This is a genomic window from Hymenobacter monticola (assembly GCF_022811645.1).
GTDB lineage: Bacteria > Bacteroidota > Bacteroidia > Cytophagales > Hymenobacteraceae > Hymenobacter > Hymenobacter monticola.
The window spans coordinates 4,396,876-4,411,700 of record NZ_CP094534.1; the positions used below are offsets into that span (position 1 = coordinate 4,396,876).

The window sequence follows — 14,825 nt, forward strand, 5'->3', positions numbered from 1 at the left end:
ATTCCTATTCAAAGGTACGGCCGGGCTAAAGCTTTGGGTTATGCAAAATTATTATCGCAGATAACTAATAGTAATACTAGCGCTATTTGGAAGCAGGTCGGTTTCCGGTCCGACGCCCTAGGCGTCCGACCGGTTGCCGTTGTTTATTTTAGGTGTTTCGTGCTAGCGGCAACCGGTCGGACGCCTAGGGCGTCGGACCGGAAGAACGACTTCCTTAGCAGCTTCACTGTCAACTGGGAAATGCAAAACCAGCAACTGATTATTGGCTACACAACTGCGCTAGTATTCGCTTGCACGAAGGCCAGAAACCGCTGCGCCGCCCGCAGCAAGGGCTGGCCCTGCGCCCATACCGCATCAAAGTTTCGCGGGAGGTGCAGGCCCTCGATGGGCACTATCTCGAGCGTGCCGGAAGCCAGCTCGCGAGCCAGGGCCCGGCGCGAGACAAATCCCAGGGCATTGGGCGCCGCTTCGAGGTAGGCTTTGATGGCTTCGGTGTTGTCGAAATAAAAGGCCACGCGAAGGCTGCCCAGGTTCACTTTCAGCTCGCGCAGAGCGTACTCCAGCACTTCCAGCGTGCCGGAGCCTCGCTCGCGCAGCACCAGCGGGTGAGCCAGGGCTTCGGCCAGGGGCAGCGGTGCCGGAAGCGGGCCGCGGGCGGTGGCGCGGCGCACGGCCACCAATTCGTCGGGGAGCAGTAGTTCGTAGTGCAGGTCGCGGGACCGGGACCGGCCTTCCACCATGCCCAGGTCGAGGTCGCCGCGCAGCAGGGCCTGGGCGATGTGCTCGGAGTTGGCGTTGAGCAGGGTGAGCTGCACCTTGGGGTGGGCGGCTTGGAAGGCGGGCAGCAGGCCAGGCAGCACGTACTGGCTGAGGGTGGTGCTGGCCCCCAGGCGCAGGCGGCCGGCGGCCTCGTCGGGGTGGTGCAGGGCCTGCAACTGGTCGGAGAGCAGCTGGGCCGAGGCGGCCACGGTTTCGGCGTGAGCCAGCAGCAGGCGGCCGGCCTCGGTAAGGGCCACGCGGCTGCCGCGGCGCTCCAGCAGGCGCAGGCCGTGGGTGCGCTCCAGCTCGTGAATGTGCTTGGTGACGGCCGGCTGGGTGACGAACAGCTCCTGGGCCGCCTTGGTGAAACTGAGGTGCCGGGCCACGGCCTGGAATACCCTCAGGCGAAAATCAGACATGGGTGCAAGGTAGCAAGCCGGCTTTCCCCAAAACCGGCAACTGTGCCCGCAGCGCAACCGGCCAATTGCGCGTATGCGTCGGCTGAGCCCGGCCACCGCCATGACCGCCGGGCCCATTGTTTTTGCACCTTTGCATCCACACCTTTCGCGCCGATGACTTCTTTCCCCTTATTTCGTTCCAATCGGCTGGCCGTGGCGGCTGGTTTTGCTTCTTTTGCCATCCTTTCCGTTGCCGGCTGCGCCAAACCGGCTGCCAAAAGCATGAGCCGTGACTACCTCGTTTACTTCGGCACCAATGTGAGCGGCGAGCAGGAAAACTCGATTTTCCTCTACCGCCTCACCACCGCCAACGGGCTGCTCACGCCCGTGAGCGCCCACCGCGGCGGGGCCAGCCCCACCTACCTCACCATGCCCGCCGGGCGGCGCTTCCTGTACGCGGTGAGCGAAACCCAGACGTTTCAGGGCGCCAAAGGCGGCGGCGTGAGCGCCTTCGCCGTCGACCAGCGCACCGGCGGCCTCACCCTGCTCAACCAGCAGCCCTCCACCGGCGCCTCGCCCTGCTACATCAGCCTCGACCGCGCCGAGAAAGCCGCCCTGGTGGCCAACTACGTGGGCGGCAACGTGGCCATGCTGCCCCTCGCGCCCAACGGCCAGCTGGCCGCCCCCAGCGCCACCGACCAGCACCAGGGCTCCGGCCCGCACAAAAACCAAACCGCCGCCCACGCCCACTGCATCCTCCCCGACCCGGCCAATACCTTCGCCTTCGCCGTGGACCTGGGCACCGACCAGGTGGTGGGCTACCGCCTGGGCGCCGCCAAGGGCGAGCTCACCCGCCTGCCCGAGCCCGCCTTTGTGGCCAAGCCCGGCGCGGGGCCGCGCCACCTGGTTTTTCACCCCAACGGCCGGCAGGCTTATTTAATTAATGAGCTGAATTCAACTTTAACTGCGCTGGCCTACGATGCCTCAGCAGGCAAGTTCAAGGAGCTGCAAACGGTGTCGACGCTGCCCAAGGGCTTCACGGGCGAAAATTCCTGCGCCGACGTGCACGTCTCGCCCGACGGCCTGTTCCTGTATGCCTCCAACCGCGGCCACAACAGCATTGCCGCCTTCGCCATCGATACCAACAACGGCACGCTGGCACCCATTCAGCACATGAGCACGCAGGGCAAGACGCCGCGCAACTTCGCCCTCACGCCCTCGGGCCGCCTGCTGCTGGTGGCCAACCAAAACTCCAACAACGTGGTGACTTTCCGCGTGGACGGGCAAAACGGCCTTCTCGCCCCCACTGGCCAAACCATCGAGGTACCCTCGCCCATGTTCGTGCAGATTGTAGAGGACTTCACTCGCTAAACCAATATCGTTTCCATAAGAACGTCATGCCGAGCGCCGCCGAGGCATATCGCGTGCAGCAGTAATCAGCGCCGTTGCAACGGTTGGATTGCGTTGCGCACGCGAGAGCCTCGGCGGCGCTCGGCATGATGTTCTTTTGGCTATTCACTGCCGAGCTTACCGGGCAACGCCCCACGCCCGGCCGCGTAAGCGGGCCTGCCGGGCCACTTCGTAAAAGCCGGCCACTCCTCCCCCATGTCCGACGCCCCAGAGCCCGCCCGCGAGCTACAGTTTCCGCTCTACGTGAAGGCCCCGCTGATACTGCTGGGGTTGTCCCTGGCCGTGTTCACCATTCACATTGCCAGCGAAATCATCTTCCCGCTGTTTTTCGCGGCCATTTTCGCCATCATGCTGCACCCGGTGGAGCAATGGCTGCTGCGGCACCGGGTGCCCAAGCTGCTGGCCATCACCCTCACGGTGGTGCTGGGTGTTACGGCCCTGCTGGGCCTGCTCTACTTTATCTACCTGGAAGCCTCGCAGCTGTCCAGCCAGATGCCGCTATTCAAGAAAAAGTTTGCCCAGACCACGGCTGAGGTGCACCAGTGGCTGCAGTCGCGCTTCGGCGTGAGTGACGAGAAGCTGCGCGGCTACCTCAGCGAGCTGGGCAACCGGGCGTCGGCGCTGCTGGGCGGCACGCTCTCGGCCGTGTCGGGGCTGCTGGTGGTGGCCACGCTCATTCCGGTTTACATCTTCCTGCTGTTTCTGTACCAGCGGCGACTGGTCGATTTTCTGACCCAGGTGTTCTCCAGCCGCCGGCAGGATACGCGAGTGAACGAGGTGCTGCACGAAAGCAAGGCCACCATTCAGAGCTACATGGTGGGCTTGCTCATTGAGGCCAGCATTGTGGCCACGCTCAACACCACCGGGCTGCTCATCATTGGGGTGCCCTATGCGCTGCTGCTGGGGGTGCTGGGGGCGCTGCTAAACTTCATTCCCTACATTGGGGGGCTCATTGCCATTGCCTTGCCCATGCTCATGGCCTTTGTCACGAAGCCCGGCTACGGCCACGCCATTGCCGTGCTGGGCGTCTACATGGTCATTCAGTTCATCGACAACCATTACCTTATTCCGCGCATCGTGGCCTCCAAAATCAAGGTCAATGCCCTGGTGGCCATTGTGGGCGTGCTGGTGGGCAACGCCATTGGCGGCATCGCGGGCATGTTCCTGGCGCTGCCGGTCATTGCCATCCTCAAAATTGTGTTCGACCGCATCCCCTCCCTCAAGCCCTGGGGCATGCTGCTAGGCGACGAGGAAACGCCGCGCGGCCGCCGCATCAACCCGCCGTCCAAAGCCGCGGCGGCCGCGGAAAAGGTGCTGCCGTCGGTGGGGTAAGCAACGAGCAGCCTGTTTTAATTGTCATCCTGAGCGCTGCAAAGGACCTTTCCACGCCAGACAATTCCGACGGAAAAAGTTCATGAGCTGCGCTCAGAATAACAGGCACGAAGCACGCTGACACCGGCTAACAATTGTAGCTAAACCGCCACGCTTCGCAGCCAGCTTTCCGCGTCCTCGACCGTGGAGAACCGCTGGAAGACAAACCCGCTCGGCGACGACGATACCACCGACTGCGTGGATAGGCGGTGCATGGGGTCGGCTCCTTCCACGATGGCGCAGTGGCGCGTGCGGGCCTGGCTCATGGCCCGCGGAATCCAGTTTTCGGTGAGCCAGCTTTGGGCCGCGGCAGGCAAAGGGGTGCGCTGGCCGTGGTCGGAGAGGATTTTGCGGGCGTTGGTGTTCAACAGCAAGGCTAGTACCTGCTCGTAGAAGGCCTTGATGTGGTCCAGCGGAGGCCGCTCGGAACTCCAAGCCAGGCGGGCATAGCCCAATGGGTGATGAAACACCTTGCCAGCCGCATTTTGAAAGTAGAGCGTTTCCTGCGCCCGGGGCAGCGAATTCATAAAAGAGAGAGGTAGAAAAGCCCAGCAGGTGTTGCAAACGCCCCAAAAACCATCGGCAAAATTACACCCACCGGGAGATTGGCGCGGTATTATATCTTAACAAATGCGACTTGTAACCGTAAACGCTTACAGTCGAAGCTATCTGATTGCAAGATTTAATTTACCTCATCCTATTTAATTAACCGGCAAGATTTTATCTATTATTAAATAACATGCGCTTGTATTTTGAGAACCCCGTTGGGCGCTTACTTGAACACCCCGACGGCTATGCATTGGTCCAATACGCGCCTGGCGTGCGCGACTTTCCTACTTACCAAGCTTTCCTGACCCATACCAGCCAGCTACTGCGCCGCCACGGCTGGCACAAGCTGCTGGCCGACCAGCGCCAAATGGCCCCCTTCACCGACGAGGAGCGCAACTGGATTCGCGAGTTTTGGCTGGCCCGCAGCGAAGACGAGGGCTACGAGCTTTTCGGTGCCATCCTCATTCCGGCCGATGTTTTTGCCCAGCTTTCGCTCAATATGGTGATGAACGACTCGCAGCAGTCGGCCCTCACCTACCGCATGTTTGCCAACGAGGCCGAGGCCGTGGAATGGCTGCAGCAACAGGGCTAAGCTATATCGACTTCGGCCAGCACCGCGGTGCTACCGCCCTGGTCGTCATCGGTGACGAGTAGCAGCTCCCAGTGCCGCTGGCCCACGGCCCGGCGCACGGCCAGCCCTTCTACCTTGCCGCGGTACGGGCGGCCATCGTGCCAGGCCAGCCGCGCAAAGGCGGTCTGCTGCGTTTCCAGGTTTACCAAGCCGACGAAAGACCCGAGCACGTCCCCGTCGAGCACGGCGTCGGTGGTGTTTTCAACCGACGCCGTTACGAACAGCAAGCCATCAACAAACGTGGCCCCCGAGAACCCGGCCGGGCTGCCGTCAATAGCAGGCAATGCAAACGGGGTCGTCTGCACCGTCGGGGCCGCAGCCTGGCCTTGCAGAAATGCCAGCGTGCCCGCCAGCGGCAGCCGAAACAGCAGCGCCGCATCGGCCCGCCCCACGGTGCGCTGAAACAATAGCAACTCGGTGGCCGAGGTAGCGGCCGCTTCCAGGTTCAGGACCGCGCCGGCGGGCAGGTGCGGGCGCAGCAGGTCGTAGAGCGGGGCCAGGTCAACGGGTTCGGGGGCCGTTGGTCCGGCCGAGGCGGTGGGCACAAACCAACCGCGGGCGCGGGTGGGCAGGCTGCCCGAGCCGAGCAGCAGCAGGCCGGCCCGGCCGTCGGGCCAGGTGAGGGCGGCCATGCATTCGAGGTCGGGCTTGCCGGCTTTGGGCAGGCGGCCGGTGCCAAAAGCCGTCGTTTCAAACAGCGGCACCCGGCCCGTAACGGCCAGCGTGTGGGCATCGAGCTGGTACAAGAGCGGCGCGTCGTCGCCGATGACGTAAGCGCTGGGGCCCATAATTTCGACGCCGGAGGCAGAAGGCACACCGGCAATGCTGGTTTCGGCGAGGATGGTCGCAGTCATAGTGAATGAGCAGGGGGATGATGTGGCAGAGAAAAGCGGCTGTAATATCCTAACGGTGCCGACGATTCTACGGCCGGACCTTTTCTTCTGCAACAACGGGCTGCGCCAATTATCTTGCTGCCGCGCTTGCCCGATGCGCCCCGCCCATGCTTCCTTATTCACCCGGCCTCCACATTCTGGCCACGTTCGGGGCCCCGGCCCCGGCCCTATGCGACGCGGAAGCCTGCCGCGCCTTTTTTGATGCCCAGGTGCACGCCTTCGGCCTCGAAAAGGTGGGCGAGGCCTACCACAGCTTTCCGGCCGACGAAAACGGCGCGGGCGGCTTCACGGCCGTGCTGGCCCTCACCGAGTCGCACCTGAGCATTCACACCTGGCCCGAGCACGGGCTGGCCACGTTCGACGTGTTTTTGTCGAACTTCCGGCGCGACAATGCGGCCACGGTGCAGGCCATCTACGCGGCCACGCTGGCGTTTTTTGGCGGCATAGAGCAACATAAAACCGAAGTCCGCCGATGAGTGAAACCGTTACTCCCCGGCCCGAATCGGCCCAGCTCAACTGCCCGGCGTGCAGCACCAGCATCACGTACTACGACGTGGAAGGCAGCGAATTCTACGTCTGCCCCAATTGCCACACCTACTTCCAATGGACGGGCGAGGAAAAACCCAGGCTGTTTGGCAAGTACGACCAGGCGCCGCGCTCGGGCGCATCCCTGCCCCTGGGGGCGATGGGCACACTCTTCGGACGCACGTTCCGGGTGGTGGGCGTGGTGTCGCGTCGCGAAGCCAACCACCCCCAATACAGCTGGCGCGAGTACCAGCTGTTTGAGGCCAGCACCGGGCAGTATGCGCAGCTGGCCGAGTTCGACGGGCACTGGACGTTTATTTGGGCGGCCAACGCGCGCGATGCCGACCGTGCGGAGTACGTGCTGGCCGATTTCAAGCTGTTCAACAAATACCAGTCGCGCGTAAACTGGGCACTGGGCGAGTTCGACTGGGACATTGAACTCGACAGCAACCTGCACGTCACCGAGCACATCAAGCCGCCCTACCTGCTGGTGCAGGAACGGCGCGGCAACAAAAACGAGTGGTACCGGGGCCGCCACGTAGCGCCCGCGGAAGTGGCCAAGGCTTTTGGCCTCAGCCGAAGCGCGCTGCCGTCGCAAACGGGAACGGGCGCGGTGGAGCCGGGCCCGGGCAGCGCCGGCGCGGCGGCCCTGTGGAGCCTGACGGGCATTGTGCTGGCCGCGCTGCTGCTGGTGCAGTTGGTGCTGGTGGCGCGCACCGGCGCACCGCTCCTCAACCAAACCATTCAGGTAGAAGCCGATACCACGGCCTCGGCGGCGCCGGGCACGGGCCGCGTGCTGGTGTCGCCTTCGTTTACGCTCGACCACCAAGCCGCCCTTGAAGTGGACCTTACCACCTCGCTTACCAACCAGTGGCTGGAGCTGCCCGTGAGCCTCGTGAACGAGCAAACCGGGCAGGGCTTCGAGTTCACCAAGAACATTGAGTTCTACAGCGGCGTGGAGGGCGGCGAAAGCTGGACCGAAGGCAGCCGCGACGCCGACGCCGTGCTCTCGCGGGTACCGGCCGGGCGCTACCACCTCAATTTTTACCCCTTCACCGAAAAGGGCGTGACGCCCGAAATCAAGGTGCAGGTGTGGGCCGACCCGGCGCTGCCGTCGAATTTTTTCGTGGTGGTGGGGCTGGTGCTCCTGCTGCCCTTGCTACAGGCCCTGCGCCAGCACTGGCACGAGCGCAACCGCTGGGAAAACAGCGACTACAACCCCTACGCCACCGAATAACTGCTGCTTGCCATGCTCCAAAGCCTGTTTCAATTCCTACGCCCCGTGCGCCTCTATGCCCTGCTGCTGCTTTTGCCGCTGGGCTGGTACGCCTGGGGCGCCGTGACGGGCACCCGCCTGCTCGGCGACGACAACGAGAGCACCGAAACCCTTAGTGCCGGTGGCGGGGGCGGCCGCAGCACCGTCGGCCACGCCCGTTTTTATCACAAGTAACCTTTTCAGCTCATGGAATACCTCAACCCCAAAGCTTTCACGGCGTCCATCGTGTATTCGCTGCTCGGCATCTTCATTCTGGTGGTCAGCTTTTACGTGTTCAATAAGCTGACGCCGGGCACCTTGCGCAAGGAAATCATGGAAGACCACAACACGGCGCTGGCCATCCTGGGCGCGGCGTTTATGCTGGCCGTGGCCCTCATCATCAGCGCCGCCATTCATGGTTGAAACCGACGTAGCGCCCGCGGTGGCACCCGTGGCCCGGCGGCAGCAGTCGCCGGGGCTGCTGCTGGTGGCGGTGGCCGTCATTGCCACCTGCGGGCTGATTTATGAGCTGATTGCGGGCACGCTGGCCTCCTACCTGCTGGGCGACTCGGTGACGCAGTTTTCGACCATCATCGGGGCCTACCTCTTTGCCATGGGCATCGGCTCGTGGCTGTCAAAATTCCTCGAAGGCTCCTTGCTGCGCTGGTTTATCCGGCTCGAAATTCTGGTGGGCATCGTGGGCGGGTGCATGGCGCCGCTGCTGTTCGTGTCGTTCGAGTACGTGGCCTCGTTCCGGCTGTTACTTTATGCGCTGGTGGGCCTCACGGGCGTGCTGGTGGGCCTGGAGATTCCGCTGCTGATGCGCATTCTGGAAAACCGTTACCAGTTCAAGGACCTGGTGGCGCGGGTGTTTGCCGTCGACTACGTGGGGGCGCTGCTGGCCTCGCTCATCTTCCCGCTGGTGCTGGTGCCGCAACTCGGGCTCATCCGTACCTCGCTCCTTTTTGGGGCGCTGAACCTGGCTGTGGCCGCCGTGGTGCTCACTCGCTTCCCCGAAACGCGGCCCTACCGGCGGCGCTTCGGCGTGGGCATTGCAGCGGCCCTGCTGGGGCTGGCGGTGCTGTTCGGCTTCGCCAACCGGCTGCTGGCTTACACCGAAACCCTGGCGTTTCAGGACCAGGTCATCTATTCAAAATCGACGCCTTACCAGCGCATCGTCCTCACCCGCAACCCGCGCGAGCTGCGCCTGTTTCTTAACGGCAACCTGCAGTTCAGCTCCGCCGACGAGTACCGCTACCACGAAGCGCTGGTGCACCCGCTCATGCAGGCGCTGCCCCAGGCGCGCCACGTGCTGGTGATGGGCGGCGGCGATGGCCTGGCCGTACGTGAGCTACTAAAATATCCTAAAATTCACAGCATTAAGCTAGTTGACCTCGACCAGGGGATGACGTCCATTTTTCAACACAACGAGCTGCTACTGGCGCTGAACAAGGGCTCGCTGAACAACCCGAAGGTGCAAGTCATCAATGCCGACGCCTACCAATGGGTGCGGCAGGACACCGGGCGCTACGACGCGGTCATTGTCGATTTCCCCGACCCCGGCAACTACTCCATCGGCAAGCTGTACTCGGCCGCGTTCTACACGGCCCTGGCCCAGCGCCTGGCGCCGGGCGGGCGCATGGTGGTGCAAAGCACTTCGCCGTATCTGGCGCGGCAGTCGTTTTGGTGCGTGGCGCACACGCTGGCCGCCGTGGGCCTGCACACGGTGCCCTACCACCTCTACGTGCCTTCCTTCGGCGAGTGGGGCTACGTGCTGGCTGGCCCCGATGCCCATTGGCGCGGCGATGCCGGGCCGCTGCCGGCGGGCTTGCGCTACATCACCCCCGGCACCATTCACGACATGCTCCGCTTTCCCCCCGACATGAGCGAGGTGTCTACGGAGGTGAACCAGCTGAATAATCAGGCCCTGGTGCGGTATTTTGAGGAAGACTGGGGGCCGTACGTGCATTGAAGCCAGGAAATAGTCTGTCATCCTGAGCGCAGCGAAGGACCTACTCACTCCTGGACGACTAATGCTCTCACTTGACAAGGTCCTTCGCTGCGCTCAAGATGACAGTCGATTACATTAAAATTGCACGCGAGATGCCTCGGCTGCGCTCGTCATGGCGGTCTTCCCTTTCCCGTCTTCCTTCCTCCCCACCTCCCACCTCCCCAAATGCCCACCCGTCGCACTTTTCTGGCCCAAAGCGGCGCGGCACTCACCGGCGCGCTGCTGCTCCCGGCCCTGCCCGGCTGCGCGCCCACCCAGCCCCTGGCGCACATCAAAGGCCAACTGCTGGGCCAGGACGCCGCCACCGGCCACCTGCTGCGCGACCCGAGCCGCATTCCCGCGCCCACGGCAACCCTGGACACGGAGGTGCTCATCATTGGCGGGGGCGTGGCGGGGCTCTCGGCCCGGCGCTGGCTGCACCGGCACGGCCTGCGCGATACGCTGCTGGTGGAAATGGCGTCCGAAACCGGCGGCAATGCTGCCGCGGGCCGCAACGCGGCGTCGGCCTACCCCTGGGGCGCGCACTACCTGCCCGTGCCCGACGTGCGCAACGCGGAACTGCTGGAGTTTCTGCAGGAAGCCGGTACCCTGACCGGCTACGCGCCCGGCGGCCTGCCTATCTACAGCGAATACCACCTCTGCCACGACCCCGACGAGCGCCTCAGCATCGACGGCCACTGGCAGGACGGGCTGGTGCCCAGCCTCAACCTGTCGGCCCAGGAGCAGCCACAGTTTGCGCGGTTTTTCAAGCTGATTGAAACGCTGAAAGTAGCCAAAGGACAGGACGGCCGTGATGCCTTCTGCATTCCGCTCGACCACGCCTCGGCCGACCCGGCGTACCGGCAGCTCGACGAGCTTTCGTTTGCCGACTACCTCACCCGCGAAGGCTTCACGGCTGCACCGCTGCGCTGGTACCTGGACTATGCCTGCCGCGACGACTACGGCGCCCTGGCCTCGCAGGTATCGGCCTGGGCCGGGCTGCACTATTTCGCCAGCCGCAAGGGCCGCGCCCACAACGCCGGCAGCGGCGACGTGCTGACTTGGCCCGAAGGCAACCATTTCCTGACCCAAAACCTGCGCCAGCAGGCTTCTGGCGCCATCCACCGCCGCACCCTGGCCTACGACCTCCGCGAAACTGCCGACGGCGTGGAGGTGCTCACATACAACGCGGCCACCCGCCAGAGCACCCGCGTGCGGGCCCGGCGCGTGCTGCTGGCCACGCCCCTGCACATCACGCATCACCTGCTAACCCGGGTGCCCGGCCACGCGCTGCCCCCGCCCAACGCCCTGCACCACGCTCCCTGGCTCATCGCCAACCTCACGGTGGAGGGGTTGCCGCAAGGCCCCGGCCGCCCGCTGAGCTGGGACAACGTGCGCTACGGCAGCGCCTCGCTGGGCTACATCAACGCCACCCAGCAGTCGGTGCAGCAGGAAAGCGGCGCGCCCAAGGTCATCACCCTCTACTGGCCCCTCACCGATGAAGCGCCCGGCCCCGCCCGCCGCCGGGCCTATCAGACGCCCTACGCCGAGTGGCTGCCCCGCGTGGTGGCCGAGCTCGAAACCTTTCACCCTGGTGTGACACCCTACATCAAGCAGGCCGACCTCTGGGTGTGGGGCCACGGCATGGTGGCCCCCACGCCCGGCCTGGTCTGGGGCGCTGCGCGGCAGGCAGCCATGCAGCCCCTGCGAAACCGTATTTTCTTCGCGCATACTGATTTCAGCGGCATCTCTATTTTTGAAGAAGGCTTCTACCAAGGCATTCGGGCAGCGCGGGAGATGCTGGGTGTTGTCTAAGCTGATATTCATTTGTCATCCGGAGCATTCTGCAAATGAGGCAGCCTGCTGGGATGACAAACAACTACTCCTTTTCCATGCCCCAACCCTGGATTCGCTCGGCCCGCTACGACGGGCTGCTGATTCTGGCGCCGCCGTTTCTGGCGCTGGCGGCGGTGCTGGCCCTGCCGGCTCCCTACCGCAGCACGGCCCAGATGCCGCTGCTGGCCTGGGTGGGCTTGGTGGTGCTCATCGACGTGGCCCACGTCTACGGTACTCTCTTCCAAACCTATTTCGACCCGCTGAAGCGGCGGCAGCGGCGCACGCTACTCTGGGTGGTGCCAATGGCCTGCTACGCGGTGGGGGTGGCGTTGCACAGCCTGGGCGGGCTGGTGTTCTGGCGGGCGCTGGCGTATCTGGCTGTTTTTCACTTCATCCGGCAGCAATACGGCTTTCTACGAATTTATAGCCGACAGGAGCCGCGCACTCGCGGCGATTGGCTGGCCCCGGCCCTGGTCTATTACGCTACCATCTACCCGCTGCTGTACTGGCACCTCTCGCCGGGGCGCAATTTTAACTGGTTTATCGACGGAGAATTTGCGCAGTTCGACTGGCCCCTGGGCCGGCTGGTGGCCAGCGTGCTCTACGTGGCCCTCATTGCCGCCTACACCAGCTTCGAATTCCGGCGCTGGCGCCGCACCCGCCGCATCAACCTGCCCCGCAACCTGCTGCTGGGCGGCACGCTGGTGTCGTGGTACGCCGGCATCGTGTGGTTCAACGGCGACCTGGCCTTTACGCTGCTCAACGTGGTGTCGCACGGCATCCCCTACCTGGCATTGGTTTGGAACGGGGGCGCCTCGCCCCGCCAAGCATCTGGCCAGCCCCGGCGAGGCGCCTGGGCCGGCAAATACGGCCTGTGGGTGTTTCTGGGGGCTGTGGCGCTGTTTGCTTTCCTTGAAGAAGGGCTGTGGGACGGGTTGGTGTGGCGCGAGCACGGCGCGGTATTCGGCTGGTTTCAGCAGCTGCCGGCCGTGGCCAGTCCGGCGTTGCTCATGTGGCTGGTGCCCCTGCTTTCGCTCCCGCAATCAACGCACTACGTGCTGGACGGCTTCATCTGGCGGCGGCCGAAGTAGCTTAGACTCTGTGAGTCCGGGTTCGCCTGTTGCCATCCGGCTCCGCCTGCTCGCTTCACTCGCTGCTCGGACTCGCAGAGTCCAAGCTACTTCACTATCACCAGCTCCACGCGGCGGTTCAGGCGGCGCGTTTCTTCGCGGTCGTTGCTGTACTTGGGCTTCGAACCACCGAAGCCAACCGTGGCAATGCGATTCTCGGCCACGCCGCGGCCCACAAGGTAGCGCTTCACCTCAGCCACCCGGTCTTCGGAAAGCTTTTGGTTTTTGTCGGCCGGCGGCTCATTGGAGGTGTGGCCTTCGAGGCGAATTTCGGTGTTCGGGCTGGCTTGCAGGGCCACGGCCAGACGATTGAGCTCGGCGTAGGCCGTGCCCAGCAGCGTGGCTTTGCCCTGGGCAAAAAGAATGCTGGGCAGGTCGATTTTGGCGCCCACGGCGGCGGGCAACAGCAACAGGTCGCGCCGGGGCGAACCGGCTATTAGCACCGTGTCGCCCACCGTGAGGAAGCCGCCGCCGGTGGCCGTGAGGTAGTAGCGGCCCGGAAGCAGCGAGAGTTGGTAGCCGCCCGTATTGTCGGAGCGGCCGGTGGCGTTGTACTGCGCGCCCGCAGCGTTGGCCAGCAGGTTGGCTTTCACGGTGGCGCCGGGCACGGGCTGCTTGGTGCGGGCATCGAGCACGCGCCCGCTCAGGAAAGCCCGCGCGGTGGGGTCGAAGGCGGCCACGACGGGCGCGGCCGGCAGCGAATCGGCGGGTGCGGCGCGGCCGGTGCGCATGAGGTCGCTGGTGGCATTAGGCGCGGGCGAGGACGAGTAGTAAGCCGTTTTGCCATCGGGCGCCAGCGTGAGGTAGGCATTGAAGCCGGGCCCGTTCAGGCCAGGGCCCAGGTTGCGGGGCTCGCTCCACTTGGTCCAGCTGTCGTCGAGACGCTGGCTCACAAAAATATCGGCCGAGCCATACCCCATGTGGCCGTACGACGCGAAATACAGCGTTTTGCCATCGGGCGCAAGCCAGGGGGCAAAGTCGAAGCCCGGCGAGTTGAGCACCGGCCCCAGGCTGGTGGGCTCGCCGAAGCCGCCCTTGCCGTCGGGCCGGCTCAGGTACAGGTCGTTGCCGCCCTCCGAGTCGCCGCGCTCCAGCGAGAGCAGCAGGATTTGGCCGTCATTGCTCACAAAATAGCCCGCTCCGGGCACGGCCGTGTAGAAATTGCCGATGCCCACCGCGGCAGGCTTCACCCCCTTGGCCGAGCTGCTGGTCGCCGCCACGCTGCTCACCTTGCTCACGCTCTCATCCCGAAACCCGTTGGCGTCGTAGGTGCCGCGCACAAACAAGGTACGGCCGTCGGGGCCGGTGGCGGCCACCACCTCGTTGTTCTGGGCCGTGTTGATGCCGTCGAGGCGTGTGGGGGCGCCCCAGGTTTTGCCCTGGTCGGCGCTCTGGCTCACCCAGGCATCGCCCGAGTCGGTGTTGCCCTCGGTGTTGCCGGCAAACTTGGTGCGGGCGAAATACAGCGTATTGCCGTCGGGGCTGAGGACGGGGTGCAGTTCGTTGCCGGGCGAGTTGAGGCCCGCCAGGGGCTGCGGCGCCCCGAACGGCGACGGCCCTTCCAGCACATTCAGTTTCAGCCGAAACAAGCGCCACTGCTGGCTGGCCCGGCCGTTGCCCTTTTGCATCAGCACCGGCGTGCCGTTGAACTTGTCGGCCGCCGCCAAGGCCGCCACCCGGCTTTCGCTGCGGTTTTCGAGTTGGAAGCTTCCGACCGGGCCCGCGGGCACCAGCCGCCACTGTTGCTGCTCGCCGCCTTGGTACGGGCGCTGCAGCAGCGGCAGGTTTTCGCCGGGCTTGTCAGCCGTCAGGCACAGACCGCTGTGGCGCGCCTCGATGCGATAGTACTCGCTGCCCTGCCGAATGGGCACAAAGCGCCATTGCTGGCTATTGGCGTGGGTGAATTCCCACTGCACGGCCGCCGCGCCGCTGTTGGTGCTGGCGCCCGCAATGTCGAGGCAGCGCCCGCTGCCGCGGTCAATCAACCCGTAATAGGCCCGCTCATCGGGCACGAAATAAGTTTGGGCGTGAACAAAAAAAGGCAGCAGAAAAAATAACGTCAGCAGTCGAAACATCAG

At 64.4% G+C, this 14,825-nt stretch carries 14 protein-coding genes; 10 read left to right on the forward strand and 4 right to left on the reverse strand.

From position 1 onward, the window contains the following. Window positions 1–266: 266 nt before the first annotated feature. The gene (locus MTP16_RS18255) at window positions 267–1,178 is read right to left on the reverse strand and encodes a LysR substrate-binding domain-containing protein (protein ID WP_243512655.1); all 912 of its coding nucleotides are present in this window, start codon (window positions 1,176–1,178) and stop codon (window positions 267–269) included. Between the two features lie 153 nt (window positions 1,179–1,331). On the opposite strand from MTP16_RS18255, the gene MTP16_RS18260 reads away from it, so the two are divergent. Then, window positions 1,332–2,528 (forward strand): lactonase family protein, encoded by a 1,197-nt coding sequence (locus MTP16_RS18260; protein WP_243512658.1) that lies wholly within the window; start codon window positions 1,332–1,334, stop codon window positions 2,526–2,528. Window positions 2,529–2,762: 234 nt separating this feature from the next. Continuing rightward, window positions 2,763–3,899, forward strand: a complete 1,137-nt coding sequence (locus MTP16_RS18265; protein ID WP_243512661.1) for an AI-2E family transporter — start codon at window positions 2,763–2,765, stop codon at window positions 3,897–3,899. A 140-nt stretch (window positions 3,900–4,039) separates the two neighbouring features. Here the strand turns inward: MTP16_RS18265 and MTP16_RS18270 are convergent, their stop codons facing one another. Next, window positions 4,040–4,465 (reverse strand): hypothetical protein, encoded by a 426-nt coding sequence (locus MTP16_RS18270; protein WP_243512663.1) that lies wholly within the window; start codon window positions 4,463–4,465, stop codon window positions 4,040–4,042. 212 nt (window positions 4,466–4,677) lie between these two features. On the opposite strand from MTP16_RS18270, the gene MTP16_RS18275 reads away from it, so the two are divergent. Next, window positions 4,678–5,079 (forward strand): hypothetical protein, encoded by a 402-nt coding sequence (locus MTP16_RS18275; RefSeq protein WP_243512666.1) that lies wholly within the window; start codon window positions 4,678–4,680, stop codon window positions 5,077–5,079. Here MTP16_RS18275 and MTP16_RS18280 read toward each other — a convergent pair. Further along, window positions 5,076–5,972, reverse strand: a complete 897-nt coding sequence (locus tag MTP16_RS18280) for a DUF6929 family protein (protein WP_243512668.1) — start codon at window positions 5,970–5,972, stop codon at window positions 5,076–5,078. The genes MTP16_RS18275 and MTP16_RS18280 overlap by 4 nt on opposite strands. A 146-nt stretch (window positions 5,973–6,118) precedes the next feature. Between MTP16_RS18280 and MTP16_RS18285 the strand changes: the two genes are divergently transcribed. From MTP16_RS18285 to MTP16_RS18315, 7 genes are all read left to right on the forward strand, one after another. Then, a complete protein-coding gene (locus MTP16_RS18285; RefSeq protein ID WP_243512670.1) occupies window positions 6,119–6,487 on the forward strand; it encodes an S-adenosylmethionine decarboxylase family protein in 369 nt (122 codons plus the stop codon). Then, window positions 6,484–7,773, forward strand: coding sequence for a DUF4178 domain-containing protein (locus MTP16_RS18290; protein ID WP_243512672.1), 1,290 nt, complete (start codon window positions 6,484–6,486; stop codon window positions 7,771–7,773). The genes MTP16_RS18285 and MTP16_RS18290 overlap by 4 nt, the downstream gene beginning before the upstream one ends. A 12-nt stretch (window positions 7,774–7,785) precedes the next feature. Continuing rightward, window positions 7,786–7,986, forward strand: coding sequence for a hypothetical protein (locus MTP16_RS18295; protein WP_243512674.1), 201 nt, complete (start codon window positions 7,786–7,788; stop codon window positions 7,984–7,986). Between the two features lie 12 nt (window positions 7,987–7,998). Then, complete coding sequence (locus MTP16_RS18300) at window positions 7,999–8,214, forward strand: DUF350 domain-containing protein (protein WP_243512676.1); 216 nt, start codon at window positions 7,999–8,001, stop codon at window positions 8,212–8,214. Continuing rightward, window positions 8,207–9,763 carry a polyamine aminopropyltransferase gene (locus MTP16_RS18305; RefSeq protein WP_243512679.1) on the forward strand — a complete coding sequence of 519 codons (1,557 nt, stop codon included), beginning with the start codon at window positions 8,207–8,209 and terminating at the stop codon, window positions 9,761–9,763. The genes MTP16_RS18300 and MTP16_RS18305 overlap by 8 nt, the downstream gene beginning before the upstream one ends. Before the next feature lie 204 nt (window positions 9,764–9,967). Further along, entirely contained in the window at window positions 9,968–11,596 is a 1,629-nt protein-coding gene (locus MTP16_RS18310; RefSeq protein WP_243512683.1) for an FAD-dependent oxidoreductase, read from the forward strand. Between the two features lie 77 nt (window positions 11,597–11,673). Next, window positions 11,674–12,708 carry a hypothetical protein gene (locus MTP16_RS18315; protein ID WP_243512686.1) on the forward strand — a complete coding sequence of 345 codons (1,035 nt, stop codon included), beginning with the start codon at window positions 11,674–11,676 and terminating at the stop codon, window positions 12,706–12,708. 86 nt (window positions 12,709–12,794) lie between these two features. Here the strand turns inward: MTP16_RS18315 and MTP16_RS18320 are convergent, their stop codons facing one another. After that, complete coding sequence (locus MTP16_RS18320) at window positions 12,795–14,822, reverse strand: RICIN domain-containing protein (protein WP_243512688.1); 2,028 nt, start codon at window positions 14,820–14,822, stop codon at window positions 12,795–12,797. Window positions 14,823–14,825 lie beyond the last annotated feature (3 nt).

Bases quoted from the DNA above. Each gene is read 5' to 3' on its own strand.
- MTP16_RS18285 (WP_243512670.1), top strand. From the start codon at position 6,119: ATGCTTCCTTATTCACCCGGCCTCCACATTCTGGCCACGTTCGGGGCC.
- MTP16_RS18255 (WP_243512655.1), bottom strand. From the start codon at position 1,178: ATGTCTGATTTTCGCCTGAGGGTATTCCAGGCCGTGGCCCGGCACCTC.
- MTP16_RS18305 (WP_243512679.1), top strand. From the start codon at position 8,207: ATGGTTGAAACCGACGTAGCGCCCGCGGTGGCACCCGTGGCCCGGCGG.
- MTP16_RS18310 (WP_243512683.1), top strand. From the start codon at position 9,968: ATGCCCACCCGTCGCACTTTTCTGGCCCAAAGCGGCGCGGCACTCACC.
- MTP16_RS18275 (WP_243512666.1), top strand. From the start codon at position 4,678: ATGCGCTTGTATTTTGAGAACCCCGTTGGGCGCTTACTTGAACACCCC.
- MTP16_RS18280 (WP_243512668.1), bottom strand. From the start codon at position 5,972: ATGACTGCGACCATCCTCGCCGAAACCAGCATTGCCGGTGTGCCTTCT.
- MTP16_RS18315 (WP_243512686.1), top strand. From the start codon at position 11,674: ATGCCCCAACCCTGGATTCGCTCGGCCCGCTACGACGGGCTGCTGATT.
- MTP16_RS18290 (WP_243512672.1), top strand. From the start codon at position 6,484: ATGAGTGAAACCGTTACTCCCCGGCCCGAATCGGCCCAGCTCAACTGC.
- MTP16_RS18260 (WP_243512658.1), top strand. From the start codon at position 1,332: ATGACTTCTTTCCCCTTATTTCGTTCCAATCGGCTGGCCGTGGCGGCT.
- MTP16_RS18320 (WP_243512688.1), bottom strand. From the start codon at position 14,822: ATGTTTCGACTGCTGACGTTATTTTTTCTGCTGCCTTTTTTTGTTCAC.
- MTP16_RS18265 (WP_243512661.1), top strand. From the start codon at position 2,763: ATGTCCGACGCCCCAGAGCCCGCCCGCGAGCTACAGTTTCCGCTCTAC.
- MTP16_RS18270 (WP_243512663.1), bottom strand. From the start codon at position 4,465: ATGAATTCGCTGCCCCGGGCGCAGGAAACGCTCTACTTTCAAAATGCG.
- MTP16_RS18295 (WP_243512674.1), top strand. From the start codon at position 7,786: ATGCTCCAAAGCCTGTTTCAATTCCTACGCCCCGTGCGCCTCTATGCC.
- MTP16_RS18300 (WP_243512676.1), top strand. From the start codon at position 7,999: ATGGAATACCTCAACCCCAAAGCTTTCACGGCGTCCATCGTGTATTCG.